We start from the raw sequence: 17681 nt of genomic DNA on the forward strand, positions 1-17681 counted from the left end.
GCCGTCAGCGTTGCCGTCAAACGACACAGAAGCCCCACCGGAATTTCTCTCGGTGGGGCTTCTGATATATCCAAGGACATTCCGCCTTACAGTTGCAGAAACAGACGGATCAGAGCAGAGGTCTATCCATCAGCCCAGTTGATTCAGTTCAGAACGGATTCTTTCTGCTTCGGCGCGAGCAGCGGCCGCTTCGGTGGCAGCTCTCTGGCGATCTTCCTGATAGATGAGAACGCCAGCCAGTGAATCCAAAGCGTCTGCAATCCTTTCCCGCCACGCGGCAAAAGATTCAGTTTCACGCTCACCCGGAGGCCTTTCGGATCGCACTTCTCTCAATCTTTGAAGTGCGGCGCGCAACTCTGGAGAGACGGTCATGAGACTCACCCACGTCCACCGATGAGAGGCAAGAACCGCTGACAGGCAGGGCATGGTGCGATCAGCTCGCCATGATTCTCAATTGGGAAAGAATTTCCTCTTCCGCCACCACCAATCATGACGGACTGGAATGTCGATCCTTCCAGTGGAATGCCAGAATTCTCAAACTGGATGGCACACCCAACTTCCCCACATCCGCCATGGTGTCCGGAGTTGGCTACCGCCCTCGCTGTCTGCGGAGGCATTGCACCACTGCGCGTATCCGTTGCGTAGGAGAAACGGACATGTTCTCCATCCGCAGAAGTAATCTTCGTCGCAACGTTGGGACGCGATTCCGGGCTCATACTCAGCGCCTCGTCTGCGAAGTCGAGCAAGTCATCAGAGGCCTCACCACAGTTATGGACAAGGACCGGCGTAGCCCCCGCCAGCACATAGTACGTGTGGAGCTGCTGGACGGTCAGGTTCCATCGATTTGCCGCGCCTGGGGTGGTTCGGACAGATATGACGTGAACGTGGCCGTTGTTGGTGGTGTTGAGGGCGTCGCCGCGGTGGAGCTTTCCGGCAACGACCCACTGGTGGGTGGTGTCGTCCCAGAAGGGGTGCTTGGCTGTGGTGTGGACGGTGGCGGTGTGGCCGTTCTCGGTGCGGATGGTGACGTCGAGCAGGTCGTGGTCGTGGTTGATCCAGACGTGCTGGACAGTGCGCGGGCCTTGGTGTTTGCCGGTGCGGGGATTGCCGGCTTCCACCTTGTCGCCTGGTTTGATCTTGGCGATGGCCTGGGTCTTGCCGTGGGCCATCAGCACCCGGGTCGACGGGCTGAAGCTGAGCTTGCAGCCGACGCTCATGAGCTCGTCGCCTGAGGTGGCCAGGTCGGCGGCGCCGCCTTCGAGGGCGTCGGCGCCGAGCATGACAACCTCGTCCTCGCCGCCCGTACCGACGGTGAGGACCACCATGAACGCGGCTTTGGTGCAGCCTCCCCAGCTGGGGTCCTTCAGACAGCCGACGACGTCGGCGGCTCCGGATGCGTGGTAGATGAACTTGCCGGCGTCACCGAGGAGGTCCAGGCCGCTCTTCCACCACGCCGTGCCCTTGTCGTGCGGGGCTGCGGGGACAAAGACGGGGTCGGAGAGGTGGTCGTTCTCGTAGATGGGGGGAGGCGTGCCGTGCCAGGTGTCGGTTTCGGCGCTGCCGTAGTCGGTGGGACTGAAGCCGTAGCAATTCCAGGGCAGGCTGTCGCCTTCGCCGGAGCACCCGTTGTCCCCGCTCGTGTCGCCGCCCCCGCCCGTGTCGAGGTTGCCCGGTCCGCACTCCTGCCAGCCGCCCTTGCACTCCGAACCGTCCGGGTTGCGCAGGATCGTTCCGGTCGGGTCCGAGTTCGTGACCGGGTTGTCACCCGCGTAGCCGTAACCGGCCATCTGCTGGGGGTCGGTGGCCTCGAAGAGGGGGTCGAGGCTGATGAAGCGGCCGGTGGTGGGGTCGTACTGGCGTGCGCCGATGATGGTCAGGGCGGTGTTGGTGTCCGTGGGGGCGTTGAGGAAGCCGCGGTTGTCGCTCCAGGTGACGGTGGTGCCGCGTGGAGCGCCGTACGGGGTGAACTCGCGCCAGGTCGGGGTCTGGGCGGTGGAGTCCAGGGACAGGCCCGCCGTGCCGTGCTGGTCGGGGATCTGGAAGGTGTAGGTGCTGGTGCTGCCGCTTGCTGTGGATCCCGTGCGGACGGCGCGGCCTCCGCCGGGGAGGGTGTAGTAGCGGACACCGTTGACGGTGCCGCTGGTCGTGTCGAGGGTGAGCTGCTCGCCCGGCAGGTAGAGGGTGGTGCTGGACGGGCCCTTCTGGAGCAGGAGGTTGCCGTCGGCGTCGTAGAGGTAGTGGCTGTCGCCCTTGGCGCCGCCGGTGATGCCGGTGAGGCGGCCGGTGTCGTCCCAGGCGAAGGTCTGGGTGCCGTTGGCTGCGGTGGTGCGGGTCTGTGTGTTGCCGGCGCTGTCGTAGGTGGCGCTGGTGGAGGCGGTGGCTGCGCCGGTGGTGTCCGTCGAGGTCAGAGTGTGGGGCTGGTTCGCGCTGTTGCCGTCGTAGGCGTAGCTCGTGGTGGTGTCAGTGCCGCCTGTGGTGGAGTGCTGGACCTCGCTCTTGCGGTTACCGAGTGCGTCCAGGCTCCAGGTGGTCCAATAGGCAGCCTTGGTGTCCAGGGCGTCGCCGACCGTGGAGGAGTCCGTGCTGGAGGGGGTGGCGGCGCAGGAATCGGTGGCGGTCCAGGCCTGGGTCAGGCGGTCCAGTTTGTCGTACTGGTAGCACTGGGTTTCGGTGGACGTGGTGGAGCCGAGCCGGGTGGCGGTCTGCTTGGTGATGTTGCCGGCCGGGTCGTACGTGTACGCCTGCTCGTCGACGTTCGTGGGCATAGCCGTGGAGCGGGTCACCAGCTGGTCGCTCAGCTTGCTGGTGTGCGGGTCGTACGTGTTGGTGAGATAGGCCTCGTTGGTGCCCATCCCGATGGTCTCCTGCTGGACCCGGCCGAAGGCGTCGTAGGCCGTGGTCTGGGCGTAGCCGGAGAGGGTGCCGCCCAAGCCGGTGGGAAGGTCCAGGAAGCCGGAGTAGGTGTGGCTGACGGTCTCGGCGGGCAGGCCTCCGGCCGCGGGGTAGATGTCGCGGAACGGCAGGCCGGTGGTGGTGGTGTAGCTGTGCTGGAAGGTGTAGCTGGTGCCGAGTGTGCTGCCCTCGGTAGTTGAGGGGATGGTGACGGTCTCGCCGAGCGATTCACCGAAGACGTTGAAGCCCTTGGACTGGGTGACGTACGCGGCACCGCCCGAGTAGGCGGTCTCGGTGGTCACGTGGCCGATGGCGTACTTCATGCCCGTGACGGCGTTGTCGGAGTTGTCGTAGACCCAGGAGGTGAGCTCGTTCGACGCCGACTGGCCGGTGGTGGGGGCGTCGTACTCGCCGGTCTTACGGCCCAGGGCGTCGTAGGTGAAGCTGATCGTCTTGTGGCGGGAGTCGGTGCTCTGCAGCACGTTGCCGGCGTTGTCGTACGTCAGGGTGCTGTCGCCGGCGTCGGGGTCGTGCTTGGCCGTGGTGCGGCCCAGGAGGTCGTGGGTGCTGGTCCAGGTGCTGCCGGCGGCGGAGACGCTGTTCTGGTTGCCGTGGTCGTCGAAACCGTAGGTGGTGGCCTGGCTGCTGCCGCCGGTGACGGACCAGGTGCCGGTGAAGGTATTCAACGGAGTGTTCAGCGTGGGTGCACTGGTGTACTCGTCAAGTTCCGAGGTCCTGCCCAGGGGGTCAGTGACGGTCGCCTTGGTTACGCCGCCGGACGGCGGGACGACGGTGGTGCGGTCGCCGTTGTAGACGGTGGTGGTCCGGGAGACCTCGACGTTGTCCTTCTCCGACAGGTCGATGAGCGTCCGGCCCAGGCCGTCGTACGTGAAGTAGTCCTGGTTCGGGACTTCGTCCTTGAGGTTGGCCGCGGAGACGAGAGTGGTGTTGGGCGTGGTGGCCGAGTCCCACCAGCCGTTGTAGGTGGCCGACTTCCAGCCACGGGTGTCGTAGAAGGTGTCGGTGACCAGACGGCCGCCTTGCGGAGTGCCGGTCTGGGCCTGCCTCACCCGCAGCAGCGCGTCATAGAGCGTCGTGGACGTCTGGTAGCCGGACGAGTCGTTCAGCTTGTTCGTCGTCACGGCGGTGATGCCGCTGTTGGAGATCGTGTAGGTGTACGTGTAGTTCGCCGGGCTGGTGGTGGCGCGAGAGTCCAGCCAGGCGCTGGTCGTGCGGCCCAGGGTGTCGAACTGTACGGTGCTGACCACGCCGTTGGGGTCGGTGGTGGTCAGCGGCAGGCCGCGGGCCGGGTCCAGCGTGGTGGTGGTGCTCTGGTTCAGGGGGTTGGTCGTGGTCGTGCCGGTCACCGAGCCGTAGGCGTCGTCGGTGAAGGTGGTGGCGGTCTTCTTGCCGTTGGCGTCGTACGCGGCGGTGACCCGGCCGCGGGAGTCGAAGACCTGTGATTTGGTGGTCTGCCAGGTGAAGGCGCCGCCGCTGTAGTCGGACGCCTGCTGCGTGACCGATGCCTCGCCCTTGGTAGGTGCGCTGGTCTGCGGGAACGTCGGGGACGCTGGCTGCGGCCAGGTGGTGGCCAGGGTCTGGTCGTCGTAGAAGGTGCGGGTGGCGGAGACGACCTGGTCCGGGCGGTTGACGCTCAGCGGGGCGGTCAGGGTGTTGACCGAGCCGGGGACGCTGCTGGTGCTTCCTTCGGTGAAGCCGCCGCAGGCGACGGAGTCGGTCTCCGAACTCGCGACCAAGCCCACCAGGTTTTCACCGGAGTTGGGGGCCGCGTATGTGGTGGTGGTGCACCGCTCGTACGCCGCGTTGTCCGGAACCGTGTGTTTGTACTGCGTGGTCTGCAGGCCGAAGTCGGCGTCCGTGGTGGTGGCGTCGTAAGCGGTGTCGGTCTCGTTGATGCGCCAGGTGGTGGTGCCGCCGTCGGTCACCGCCTGCCGGGTCCAGGTCTCCACCGGCTCCACGGCGTTGGCGGTCAGGTCGGGCAGGCCCGTGCGGGTGCGGGTGGCGGTGGCTGGAGAGACCCAGTAGGAGGTGATGGCGGAGTGGTCGACCGGGCCGCCGTTGCCGAGGTAGGAGGTGGACTCCAGCGTCTGCCCGGCCAGTTGGTTCGAGTCTGCGTGGCTGCCGCCCTGGGAGTCGGTCAGCGACACCGAGGTCGTGTTGTTGTCGTCCGACATGCCCTGGTAGTACGTCGTCTCCGCCAGGGTCTGCTTGTCGTTGACGCCGTCACCGGTGAGGGTCTTGACGTCCTCATAGCCGCGCCACTGACCGTAGGTGCGGTACTTCTTCTTGACGACCTCGTTGTCGTCGAAGTGCCAGGCGGGCTTGGCGTACTGGTAGGAGGTGGCCATCGTGGGCGCACCGCCGGTGGGGTCGGTCTGGGTGACCTTGTTCGCAGCGTACTTGTTGAACCAGTCCAGGATCGGCGCGCTGTAGCCCTGCGGGGTCCAGTACACCGGGTAGCAGGATGATGTGTTCGACGCAGGGCTGATGGTCACCGGTGCGGAGCAGGCTGCGGTCTTGGCGTACTGCACCCCGGTCACCGAGCCGGCCTCGGTGGTGACCGCGGAGATGCGGAAGCGGTCCAGCGGGGGCAGGCCGTCGGTGACGGTGTCCACCCGGTTTTGCAGGTCGACCGCGGTGAACGACACGCTGGGCAGCGTGATGGGCGAGGTGCTGCCACCGCCGGCGGTGTCCTGGCCGGTGTGGGCGATCCCGGACAGCCAGAGGGTGGCGTTGCCGTCACCGGAGGTCGGCATGGTCTGGGTCAGCGCCCAGGAGTCCACCTTCGCGTATGCCGAGGAGGCGGTCGCGTACTGCTCGGTCGTGACGGACGTGAGCCGCACGGTGGAGAAGAACGACGGGCTGTGCGCGGTACAGGTCGTTCCCGAGGCGCAGACCAGGTCGTAGGGGACGTCCGGCCAGTTCGCCTTGGTCGTGGAGTTCAGCGGGTCGCAGGTGCCGGAGACGCACCGGTCGCCCGTGGTGAACAGCACCTTGTCCGGGACGGTGGCGTACGCGTTGCCGCCGGTGAAACCGTAGTCGATGTGGTCCAGGTGCGAGTCACGGACGTAGGAGACGTTGTGGGCGCCGTTGTCCTCGCCGTAGTAGTTCGTGTCCTGCTTGTAGTAGTAGGACATCGCGTCGCCTAGGACGTCGGTGACGTAGTCCAGGTTCCAGCGGTAGGCCATGGTGCAGACCGAGGAGGTGAACCCGGATGAGCTGTAGCAGGGGTCACCGGAGTGTGCCGAGTAGACCGGCTCCGTGTCGACCGAGTTCGTTGTCGCCTTCCCCGAGGCCCAGCCGGGCAGTTCGTTGCGGCCGAAGGAGTAGACCTTGCCGTCGCGTTCCGTCACCGTCCAGTAGTCGGTGTTGTACGTGCCGGTGCCGTTGTTCGAGTTGGTGACGTGCTTGACGACCGCGCCGTTGTCGTTCTGCGGCTTCCACACGCTCTTCGAGGAGTCCCACACCAGGGAGGCCGTCGACCCGTTGAGGGAGAGCGTGAGGATCGGGCCGTCGTAGCACTCGTCCGAGGTCGAGACCGGCGACGCGGTCCCTTCGGGGCTGTCGCTGCAGGAGACGAACGACTGCTCGATGAACGACTGCGGGGTGCTCCAGCCGTCGCCCACCCAGGAGGACTGGGCCTGCGTGGCCGAGGTCTGCCCGTCCACCGATCCCGAGTCGTAGTCGAGGGAGGGCTTGGGAGTGAGCGCGGACGCCGACGACGGTACGGTCATCGGGTAGGAGTAGGTGAACGAGCCGGACGAGCCGCCCGCCGACCACGATCCCGAGGGCTTCAGCGTGGTCGCGGCGTAGGAACCCGAGGGGCCTCCCCCGTCCCCGCCACCCGATCCGGACACGGCGGCCATCACCATCATCGATGGGCCGGTAGGCGTGCCGCTGGACGTGCCGCTCAGGGGCAGCGAGGTGGATACGGACTTGCTCCGCGCGTCGTTCTTGGACCGCAGGGGTGTCTGGGTGCGGCAGGCCGCGCGCTGGGGGGTGGTCAGGGCGCAGGCGGGCAGTCGTACGAGGTGCAGCCGGGAGCCGAAGCTGCCGCCGTAGGCCTGTGCGAAACCGGAGTAGTCCAGGCTGAGCCGTGCCGTGCCGCTGCCCCTGCCCCTGCCCTTGCCGGAGGGTGCGAGGGTGAACAGGACACCGTTCACCCCGGCCTTTGCCGCCTGTGCCTGGGGCTTGACCGTCACGTTGACGGCGGCGGGCCCGGAGAAGGAGCCGTGCTTGGGTGCGACCTGTTGCACCGACAGCGGCAGGCCGGACGGACCGTGCCCGGACGCAGGGGACGTGTGCGGCGCGACGACGGGGAGGGTCGCGGTCTGCGGCTTCGGCAGGGTCGTCGCGGTGGGACGGTACTGGCGGGTCGCCTGGTTGTGCGGCTTGGTGAAGTGCGTTGCCACGGGCTTGACGCCCTTCACCGAGGGCGCGGCGTGCACGTCGGGCGCGGAGGCGTGGTGATGGGCGGTGCGCTGCACCGCGTCCGCACCGGCTGTGCCCGCGGAGGCGAAGAGGGATCCTACGGCGAGGAAGACAACCCAACCGGATCTGGCCAGGCGGCTGGTGCGCCGCTTCCCACCCCACACGGACATCGATTGACCCCTCATCAGAACAGCGCCACAAGACGCACACAGAAGTGCAGAGTTGAGCGCTGTCTGCACACGTAGGGCCAGACATTTCCATGCCATGACCATGTAAACGAAGAAAGGGTCGGCAACAAGATCGCAAAGGGTTCCCCCGACCCGGAAAAGAATCAATCAATTGTCACGTGGGTGACTACACATCCATCTGTGTGTGTGCGGCGGTCATCTACCTTGACGCTGGCCCGGGAGCCTCCCGGCCTCGGCAGAAGGGTCCGACGTGTCCTCATCCCCCCCTCGCAGACGGGCGATACGGCCTGGCAGACGGGCGATATGGCGTGCCGTCAGCGCCCCCGTCGTGGTCGTCACGCTGGCCGCCGGCGTCACCGGCATCACGACGGCTTCGGCCACCGCAGCCGCCGTACCGTCGTCCGCTCCCAAGACGGGCAGCGCCGCGAGCTTCGGCCTCACGGCCGAGCAGGCCTCGGCCAAGGCGAGGAAGACCGGCAAGGACACAGCCGCGACCGCCGCGACGACCGACAGCAGCACGCTGACGGCGCATGCGAACGGCACCTTCACCCTCACCCAGTCGCTGGCACCGGTACGCAAGCGGTCCGGGCACACCTGGAAGACCCTCGACCCGACGCTGCACAGGAACGCCGACGGCAGCATCGCCACGGCCGTCACCAGCAGCAATCTGACTCTGTCGGGCGGCGGCACCGGGCCGCTGGCGACCATGGACAGCCGCGGTCGCAGCCTGGCGGTGAGTCTCCCCGTACGGCTGCCGGCCCCCACGCTCTCCGGTGCCACTGCCACCTACCACGACGTACTGAACAGTGTCGACCTGATCGTCACCGCCGACTCGCAAGGAGGCTTCTCCGAGGTCCTGGAGGTCAAGAACGCGCAGGCGGCGACCGATCCGGCGCTGAGCCGGCTCACGCTCACCACCCGGACTCGCGCGGTGACCGTCTCCTCGGACCACGCCGGGAACATCACTGCGGCCGACCGCAGCGGGCACCCGGTCTTCACCGCGTCCGCGCCCCAGATGTGGGACTCGGCCTCCTCGCACGTGGCCGCCGCCTCGGTGGTCCACGACCCGCTCACCGGTCGCAACGTGGACCGTGGCAGTGGACTGCCCGTCACCTCCTCCACCGCCGGTCCTGGCAAGGGCGCGCACCACGCCCGCATCGCCACCGCGGTCACGGGCAAGGGGATCGAGCTGACGCCGCCGGAGTCCCTTCTGAAGGGCCACGGGACGGTCTACCCGGTCTACATAGACCCCGACTTCAACGGGCCGCAGGCCTCCAGCCCCCTGCAGGCCTGGACGCAGATCAACTCCTACTACCACGACTCCAGTTACTGGAAGTCCAGCGATCTGCTGCGCGTCGGCGACCAGTACTGGGACTCGCCCACCTTCACCGCACGCTCCTTCGTGCGGATCGGTGTGCCCTCCCAGATCTACGGCTCCACCGTGATCTCCTCGCAGATCAACTTCACCGAGGAATGGTCCCCTTCCTGCACCGCCACACCGGTGCAACTGTGGAAGTCCAGCCCCATCACCTCATCCACGACCTGGGACAACCCGCCCACCCTGCTCAGCGAGGTCGACCAGCCCCAGACCGTCGCGTACGGCTGGAACTCCTCCTGCCCCGCCCACGGCGTCCCCTTCGACCTCGGCCAGGTCATGCAGGACGCGGCCAACGCCAAGACGACCAATCTCACCTTCGGGCTGCGCGCCGGTGACGAGACGGACAAGTACGGGTGGAAGGAGTTCGCCAACACGATCACGGTGTCCACCACGTACGACCACAAGCCGGACACCCCGACCCACCTGACCACGTCCCCGTCGACCTCCTGCCAGGACGACACCGTCGTCGGGGACGGCAACGTGACCCTCTACGCGGGCATGTCCGACCCCGACGGCGGCACCCTCGGCGCACACTTCCAGCTCTTCCCACACGGCAACAGCAGCACCATGGTCGCCCAGTCCGACTCCAACTCCCTAACCAGCCAATCCGGTTCCACGGCCGTTTACGTCATCCCGAAGGCCACACTGGAACAAGCCGCGGGCGGCAAGGTCACCGAGTTCGACTGGAACGTCGCGGTCAGCGACTTCAAGTACTGGGGCGGCACCTCGACGACCTGCCATTTCTCCTTCGATCCGACCCGCCCCGGAACCCCGACCGTCGCCCAGCCCGGAACCACCACCATCGGGCAGCCATTCACCGTCGCCATCGCCCCGCCCGCCAAAGGCACCACGCCGTCGAGCTACGAGTACCAGCTCAACGGCGGCGACCCGGCGAACGTCACCGCCGACTCCTCGGGCAACGCCACCATCTCCGTCACTCCCACCCGGCACACCAACGTCCTATCGGTGTCCAGCCTGTCCGCCGGGGCGAACTACGGCGACACGGCCTCCCTCACCTTCAACTCCGCGAATCCGGCGACCCCGCAGGCGGACGGGGACCTGACGGGCGACGGCGTTCCGGACCTGCTGACCGTCGGCGGGCAGCACGGCCTGCCGTCCGGGCTGTGGCTGGCCGGAGGGAAGACCGACCCGGGGAAGACCACCGGTGACGGGCATGTGGTGTCCTCGCCGAGCGACATCGGCGTCAACGGCAACGGGCTGAACGCCAACGGCGCTCCGGCCGACTTCAACGGAGCCATCGCGTCCACCGGACGCTTTACGGACAGCGGATTCCAGGACGTGCTGGTCTACTACCCCACGGGCAGCGATGCCGGCGGTGGAGTGATCATCAACGGCAACGGCGACGGGTCGCCGCTGGCCAGCCGCTACAACGAAAACCTGACGAACCTTAACCCCGGGAGCCTGCTGGACTGGAACAATGACAATCCCACACAACTCGCCAATGCGGGGAGCATCTCGGGCAGCAACAGCCCATACCCCGATCTCATCGGCATCTCGGGCGACGCGAGCAACCTCTACGCCCTCACCGTCTACCAGACGCTGAATTCCATCGGCTCCTGGTCGCCCATAGGGCTCACGGTCAACTCTCCGGACGGCACGTCCGACTGGAACAGCTGGACACTGGCCACCATGCAGCTGCCCAACGGCAGCGGCACCAGCAGCACGGCGATGTTCCTGTGGAACAAGTCCACCGGCCAGCTCAATCTGTGGGAGAACCTCGCCTACGGTGTCACCACCGGCAAGCTGACCTACACCGACCACCCCGTGGCCACCGGTTTCCACACCGGTGAGGACCTCACCCTGCAGGCCGCAGACATCAACGGCGACGGCATCCCCGATCTGTGGACCACCGGGGCGGCCGCCACGACCACGGCGAACCTGTTCACCAACCTGTCCACCACGGCCCCGGCCACCCTCACCCAGAACCTCGACACCCTCACCGCCGCCCACAACGCCTGGCCCCTCAACGACGCCCAGACCGGCCCCATCACCACCGCCAAGGACACGACCAGCAGCGGCCTGACCGCGACCGGGACCGGCGGCGCCACCTGGGCCACCGGAGACCTGTTCTCCCCCGCCGCCCACTTCGACGGCACCGGCACTCTGAAGACCACCAGCCCGGCCATCGCCACCAGCAGCAGCTTCACCGTCTCCGCCTGGGTCAAGCCGGAGAGCCTGGGCGGCACGGTCCTCAGCCAAAAGGGCACCAGCACCCTGGGCTTCGCCTTGTACCCCGACGCGGCGTCCAAATCCTGGCGGTTCAAGATGCCACAGAGCGACTCGGCCTCCGCCAGCATGGACACAGCCACGGCCACCGGGCTCACCGCGCAGATCGGCGCCTGGACCCAGCTGACCGCCAGCTATGACGCGTCGGCCGGCACCATGACCCTCTACGTCAACGGCAAGCAGGCCGCCAGCGCCAGCCACTCCAGTAAGTGGAACGCCACCGGCGCCTTCACGATCGGCAACGGCGGCGCCGCGTTCACCGGCAGCATCGCTGACGTGAGCACCTATCAGCAGGCCCTGACCGGCCCGCAGGTGGCCTCCCTCGCTGACGTGTCGTATGTGCCGGCCGGCAGCGTGATCGCCCAGGCGAGCGGGGACTTCAACGGCGACGGCAAGGCCGACGTCGCCCACCTCATCGACGCCGGCGGCGGACACGACGCCATCACCGTCGCGCTCGCCGACTCCAACGGCGACGGCGGGTTCCAGCCCGTCCGCCTCATCTGGGACGACCCCAGCTTCGGCCCCAACACCAAGTACATGGCCGCGGGTGACTTCAACGGCGACGGGAAAACCGACCTCGCCCTCTACTACAACTACAGCGACAACGCCAACCAGCACGACGCGGTCTTCACCCTCACCGCGACCGGGAACGGCGGATTCGCCGCGCCGGTCAAGGCGTGGGAGGACAACGCGTTCGGCTCCAACACCCTGTACATGGCGGCGGGTGACTTCAACGGCGACCACAAGAGCGACCTGGCGCTGTACTACGCCTACAGCGACAACCAGCACGATGCGGTCTTCACCCTGACCGCCGCGTCCTCCGGCAGTGGTGCTCTGGCCGCCCCGGTCAAGCGATGGGACGACCCCGCTTTCGGCCCCAACACCAAGATGATCACGGCCGGTGACTTCAACGGTGACGGCAAGGACGACCTCGCCCTCTACTACAACTACACCGACAACAACAACCAGCACGACGCGATCTTCACCATGACGGCGGGCACCGCCGGCGCCCTGGCCGCACCGGCGAGTATCTGGAACGACACCAGCTTCGGCCCGAACACCAAATACATGACCGCCGGCGACTTCAACGGCGACCACAAGAGCGACATCGCGCTGTTCTACAACTACACGGCCAACAACAACTGGGACGTCGCCATCTTCACCATGAACGGCGGCCCCGTCTCCTCCCCCAGCGCCGTATGGTCACAGACCAACTGGGGCCCCAGCACGCAGTACATGACCGCCGGGGACTTCAACGGCGACGGCAGAACCGACCTCGCCCTCTACTACAACTACGCCGCCCAGACTCCGGCCGTGTTCACCCTCACCGCCGACAGCAACGGCGACGGCGGCTTCGCCGCGCCCGTCCGCCGCTACACCGACCAGTAACCACACGCCGACCACCACCGGGCCGGGCCCCTCGAGGGGCCTGGCCCGGCTCATTCCCAAGGAGGAACGGGTGGCCCAGCACACCCTGAGGAGCGGATGCATCGCGGTCGCCGCGGCATGCGCCCTCGCTTCGGGGGCTCTGCCCCTGACCACGGCGACGGCCTCGGCCGACAGCCCCAGTGAGACGGTCATACCGGCCGCGCTGCTGAGCAGTCCGCCCAAGGACGCCGTCGTCTTCGCCGGCACCGGCGGCTTCCTGCACCAGTCCGACAGCCAGTCCTCCTTCGTGTGGACGAAGTACGCGGGCGGACCGGACATCCCGGTGCCGCAGGTCACCGCCAACCCGGCACCCGGGTACTGGGGCGCGGGCTCCGACGTGGTGGCGACACCGTCGAACGACGGGTACCGGCTGCACGACATGGACTCGGATACGACCACGACCATCAGGCCCGGTGCCGGCCAGAGTTACGTCGGGACGTTCGGCTCGCGCCTGTTGACGCTCACCAGGGCCGCAGACGGAGCCGTGACGGGCTTTCACGTGCTCGCCATGGCGGACGGACAGCAGACCGACACACCGGTCACGGGCTGGCCCGCGGGCGTCGCGCCGCAGGCCGTGGTGATGGCCGGTGACGCCGACTCGGTCGTCCTGCTGTATACCGAGAGCACCAACGGCACCACGCAGAACCGGCTGGCGCTGGTGGACCTGGCCACCGGTGCGGTCACGCGCGTCATGGGGCCGCTGGCCTTGGGTGCCCGCGTCGTGCTGTCCAGCACGTACCTCGCCTGGTATTCGTCGTACGGCGCGGACGGGACCACCTCAGGGGGGCAGGTCCACGTCGTCTCCCGTAGCTTCCCCGGCGCAACGGAGAACACCATCCAGGTCCCGGCGGCACCGCTGGGCAGCACGTACACCAGCAGCCTCTACCAAGTGGGCATCGCGGGCGACTGGCTGCTGATCACGTACGCGGCGTCGCACACCGGCCCGTCCAGCGCAGACGACGCGACCGGTTACCCCCTCTACGCGATGCCCATGTCCGGCTCAACCGCCCTGACGCCGGTCCTGGACCACGTCATCACCCACAGCGTCAGGCAGGAGCCGGACGGGGCCGTCGTCGTGGGAGGCTCGTCGGTCACCGACTGGGCGGCCCGCCGGTTCACCGCCGGGCCGGACGGCACCCCGACGGGAGCTGCCGTGGACTCCGACCCCGGCATGCCGGCCCCCGTCGACGGGCTGACCGTCGCAGGCGGGAAGCTGTTCACCATCCGGCGCACGTCAGCCGTTGGGGACCTCGTCTACGACCGCAGCGTCCAGCCAGGCTCCCCACCCTCCTACGGCAGCGAGCAGAACTTCGGCTCCACCCACTGCGACACCGCGGCCACCTGCAACCCGCCCATCGCCACCGGCGACGGCAACATCTCCCAGCTGTGGCCGAACGCCAACAGCCAGGGCGACGCCGTCACCGTGCAGTCTCCCGGCGACTCCGCGGTGATGGTCACCCCCGGCGCCACCGGCGGCAGCCTCGTCGACGCCGAGGGCCGCTATGTGGTCTACGACGGCGGCTCCACCAAGAAGCAGTACATCGGCGACGCGGACGCCGGCGGCAACAGCCACGTGCTCTTCAGCCGCCCCGTCTCCGCCGCCGCGCTGTCCGGCTCCACCGTGTGGGTACCCGGTGCCACGGCAGGGACGCTGAACCAGATCGACCTCACCACGCAGCGCACCGTCCAGACCGTCGCGACCGACGCCCCGTGCGTGCCCGGCGAGCTGCAGGCCGCCGCCCAGCACTGGGTGTACTGGTCCTGCGGACCCTCCGGCCCGGCGGGCGTGCACGACCTGGCCACCGGCAAGGACGTCCCCGTACCCGCCCATCCCTCCCAGCTCGGCGACGGATTCGTCGTGGAACACGACACGACCGCGGGCAAACTGACCCTGACCGACGTGCACACCGACACCGCCACCACCAGCGACCTGGCCGACCTGCCCGCAGGGCCGGTCGCCGACGACCGCCGCGTGACCTGGGCCGTCGACAAATACCAGGGCACCATCGCCTACCTGGACAACGGGAAGAACGTCCACCTCGTCGACCCGCACATCCCCGCATCCACCCCGGCACCCGCCGCCGGCTCCTTCATGTACCCCGGCCAGCAGCTGGCGTCCGGGCACAGCCTCAGCAGCTCCACCATGACGCTGACCATGCAGAGTGACGGCAACCTCGTGGCCCGCCTGAACACCGGCAGCGGCAGCGGCCAGGTGGTCTGGTCGACCGGCACGAGCGGCAACCCCGGTGCGTACGCGGTGATGCAGCCGGACGGCAACCTCGTCCTCTACACAAGCACTGGCGGCACAGGCAAGGGCGGCGCCCTGTGGTCGACCCACACCTACGGCCAGCCGGACGCGTACGCCACCGTCCAGGACGACGGCAGCATCGTCGTCTACGGCAAGGCGAGCACCTACGCCCTGTGGTCGAGCGGAACCTACGCCCGGTCACAGACCGCCTACTCCGGCACCAGCCTCAAGCCCGGCTGGTGGACCCAGGGCACCTACACCCGCCTGCTCATGCAGACGGACGGCAACCTCGTGATGTACCGCCGACGCGACGGCGCCGCCATCTGGTCCACCCACACCTCCGGCCACCCCGGCGCGTACGCCGTGATGCAGACGGACGGCAACCTCGTCCTCTACACACCCACCGGAGGCCCCGGCAAGGGCGGCGCCCTCTGGGCCACCCACACCAGCGGCCACACCGGCGCCTACATGACGATGCAGAACGACGGCAACCTCGTCATCTACAAGACCACCGGAGGCCCCGGCAAAGGCGGCGCCCTGTGGGCCACCAACACCAACACAACCGCACGATGACCAAGCCCTGAGGACCAAGGCGTGACGGTGCCCGGCCGAAAGGCCTGGCCGGGCACCTGCCACTTTCGAGGGCCGACGCTTGCCCAGAGGTGAAGAGGCCTCGGCACAAGACCTTGTATCGCCTCGGGCGTCTGGTCCGGGTCACGCCAGTTCGTTGGTGGTGTGCCTTCGGCAAGGGAATCCGAGGTCATCGGGCCGGTCGGTTCCCGTACGCAGTAAATTGTTGATCAAGAAACGCTGAGGCTTTCCGAGGCGGTGTTAGCGTCCGGATGCTCTGCGGTCCCGTACCGCAGCAAAGGGGGGGCGGACGGCCGCGTACATGATGGGACGCATCCCGTCATGGCGGCCGCCGTGCGCACGACCAGGTCTGCGGGCGCTGCCCCCCCGAGAGCGCAGACTTCGATATCGACATACGGGCACGGCCCGGAGGGAAATCACCTGTGAATCGAACCGTGCGCCAGCGCGGCTGGATCGCGCTGTTGCTGGCCGGCGCCGTCATCGCAGCGCTTCCGGCCGCAGCGGTCGCCGACGAAACCCCCATCAACCCGGCACTGCCGACGCCCACATTGCCTGCCGGATCGGCCTGCGGCAGCGACAGCAGCCCGACCTGGCAGACCGTGACCACTCCGCCTCCCGCGGGCATGACGGTCTCCATCGGCGTACCGCGGCCCACGGTGAACGGGGTGTCGTACCAGGGGGTCGTCCACGCATGGGACGTCGACGGCTCACAGGCAGCCGACGGGTCCGTCTCCGGGGTACCGGTTCCCTACCAATCCGTGTATGTGCCGCTGCCCCTGACGGATGGACACACCTACGGCTGGCACGCGTCGACGTACGACGGAACGGCGTACTCCAACCCCACCTTGTCCTGCTACTTCCAGGTCGACGGCAGCGCGCCCCTCGCCCCGGTCGTCACGAACCCGGACTTCCCCCCGGCGGGCAGCCCGGGAACACCCACGAAGGCCGCCGGGCAGCCCACCACCTTCAGCTTCACCTCCCGTGATCCCCTCCCCCGCGGATGCGTGGAAGCGCAGGCTCCGGACTGCTGGGCCAGCGGTCTGGATCACTTCGAGTACGCCTTCGACCAGCAGCCCGGCATCGGCGCCGCCCAGGCCCCGGCCGACGCCCAGGGCAAGGGAACCCTGACAGCCTCCCTGACCTGGGGGAGCCACACCCTCTACGTCGTCGGCGTCGATGCGGCCGGGAACCAGACGACGCAACCGACGGCATACACGTTCTACGTGCCATGGCAGCTGCCGGCGCCGACCACCATCAACCTCGCCGCCCCGGTGAAAAGCGGCCGCGCGTCCCAGCTGACCGTGTCCGGTCAGCTGTCGGCGGATACGTACCCATCCGGTGAGGCCGTCAAGGTGGTCAAGAGCGACCTCGCCCATCCCGCAGGCGTGGCGCTGCCCGACGCGCCGCTGTCCACCGACGGCACATTCCACATTGCCGACGTCCCGCAGGTCGGCGGAGCCAACACCTACTTTGTGACCTACCCCGGTGACTCCACACACCAGACCACCAGCGCCTCTGCAACCGTCCAAGTCTCACGCAGCACGACCGCGCTGAGCATTAGCAGCGACGCGTCGTCATACGCCTACGGCGCGACCGCAAAGGTCACAGCCCACCTCGGCACGACCTACAACGGACACACACTGTCGATCTACGCAGAGCCTTACCACGGTAAGAAGGCGCTGGTCAGGACAGGCACGGTGGACAGCCACGGCAACCTGACCGCCAGCTACAAGGTCTCCAGCAGCACCGTCTTCACCGCATCTTTCACCGGTGACTACCGCTATGCCGCGGCCACGGCCGTCCGCACCGTATCTGCCTACGCCAAGGTGTCCGAGTCACTCAGCGGCTATTACGGAAGCACTCGCTACGGCAGCATCCTCTACCGGGTCTACCACCACACCGCCAAGGCCGAGCTGAACGTCACGGTCACGCCCAACAAGGCCGGCCAGTGCGTGCAATTCCAGACCCAGCGGTACTACGGCGGCGCCTGGCACACACAGAGCACATCCTCATGCCACACGCTCAGCACGACGAGCACCACCTCCGCGACGCTGGGCCTGACCAAGACAGTCAGCAGCAGGTTCCGGCTGCGCGCCAGGTACGTCCACAGCAACAAGGACACCGGAAACCTCAACACATGGGGCGCATGGCAGTACTTCACCGTCAGGCAGTAAAAGACGACCCGCAGGTCGCCGACGGCGCGAGGTGCCGTTCACGTACCGGGTGCCCGGCCGCGACGACCAGCAGGCGGAGGCCG

General features: G+C 67.7%; 5 protein-coding genes. 3 read left to right on the forward strand and 2 right to left on the reverse strand.

The window, feature by feature from the left end; all coding sequences use genetic code 11:
* Positions 1-129: 129 nt before the first annotated feature.
* Both ACFYMM_RS40890 and ACFYMM_RS40895 read right to left on the reverse strand, forming a co-directional pair.
* Positions 130-372 carry a hypothetical protein gene (locus ACFYMM_RS40890; protein ID WP_388397051.1) on the reverse strand — a complete coding sequence of 81 codons (243 nt, stop codon included), beginning with the start codon at positions 370-372 and terminating at the stop codon, positions 130-132.
* A gap of 5 nt (positions 373-377) precedes the next feature.
* Positions 378-7514 carry a polymorphic toxin-type HINT domain-containing protein gene (locus tag ACFYMM_RS40895; protein ID WP_388397053.1) on the reverse strand — a complete coding sequence of 2379 codons (7137 nt, stop codon included), beginning with the start codon at positions 7512-7514 and terminating at the stop codon, positions 378-380.
* Between the two features lie 346 nt (positions 7515-7860).
* Between ACFYMM_RS40895 and ACFYMM_RS40900 the strand changes: the two genes are divergently transcribed.
* From ACFYMM_RS40900 to ACFYMM_RS40910, 3 genes are all read left to right on the forward strand, one after another.
* Positions 7861-12546, forward strand: coding sequence for a LamG-like jellyroll fold domain-containing protein (locus ACFYMM_RS40900; RefSeq protein ID WP_388397056.1), 4686 nt, complete (start codon positions 7861-7863; stop codon positions 12544-12546).
* 70 nt (positions 12547-12616) lie between these two features.
* Positions 12617-15406, forward strand: coding sequence for a hypothetical protein (locus ACFYMM_RS40905; protein ID WP_388397059.1), 2790 nt, complete (start codon positions 12617-12619; stop codon positions 15404-15406).
* Between the two features lie 440 nt (positions 15407-15846).
* A complete protein-coding gene (locus ACFYMM_RS40910) occupies positions 15847-17598 on the forward strand; it encodes a hypothetical protein (RefSeq protein ID WP_388397062.1) in 1752 nt (583 codons plus the stop codon).
* Positions 17599-17681 lie beyond the last annotated feature (83 nt).

The sequence above is a fragment of the Streptomyces sp. NPDC006739 genome (assembly GCF_042869815.1).
GTDB lineage: Bacteria > Actinomycetota > Actinomycetes > Streptomycetales > Streptomycetaceae > Streptomyces.

What these genes read in the sequence shown, in the direction of transcription:
- ACFYMM_RS40890 (WP_388397051.1), bottom strand. Translation starts at nt 372, where the DNA reads ATGACCGTCTCTCCAGAGTTGCGCGCCGCACTTCAAAGATTGAGAGAA.
- ACFYMM_RS40895 (WP_388397053.1), bottom strand. Translation starts at nt 7,514, where the DNA reads ATGTCCGTGTGGGGTGGGAAGCGGCGCACCAGCCGCCTGGCCAGATCC.